1 protein-coding gene is annotated in these 519 nt (G+C 49.3%); it reads left to right on the top strand.

The genetic code is table 11. From position 1 onward, the window contains the following. On the top strand, positions 1-406 hold a 406-nt coding region (locus tag ACJHYR_RS28185; RefSeq protein WP_410233239.1), incomplete at its 5' end, for a collagen-like protein. Between the last annotated feature and the right edge of the window lie 113 nt (positions 407-519).

Genomic DNA, 519 nt, shown 5'->3' with positions numbered 1-519 from the left:
AACTGTTACTGGTAATTTTACCGGTAATGGCCCCTGGTCTGAATGGAAAGAGCTGGGAGCCCAGGGGGAGCGTGGTCCACAGGGACCAAAGGGCGATACAGGTGAACGCGGCCCGGCAGGTCCGCAGGGACAGCCGGGGCAGCCAGCGAGCGTCGGAAGTGTTTATTCCGTGGGGTCTTATGTTCTGGGGATCATAGAACGAAATCATGAGGTAACAAATACCCGTGAAATACCCGGGTATCGTATCAGACAGGCCGTTATTGTGTCGTCGTCATCGGATAAACTTACAGATATCCGCTTTTTATTTGGCGATCCTATGCTTGGTACATGGATGTTATGCACAACTAACATGACAGTGAATAATATCATTGGGACGATTTGGGGCCTGTTTCAGAGAATACGGTGACAGGGGAGAAATGAATGAAGGTCGATAAAATCACGTCACCAGTGTGGGCTGACAGGGGTCATACGACCATAAACTGTATAGTGAAGTTTTCAGACGCGGAAACAGAATGTGTA

Origin of the sequence: Escherichia sp. WS1450 (genome assembly GCF_046487395.1) — a bacterium.
GTDB classification, from domain to species: Bacteria; Pseudomonadota; Gammaproteobacteria; order Enterobacterales; family Enterobacteriaceae; genus Escherichia; species Escherichia coli.
Note: the sequence above shows the minus strand (reverse complement) of the source record. Positions and strands in the feature narration are given on the sequence as shown.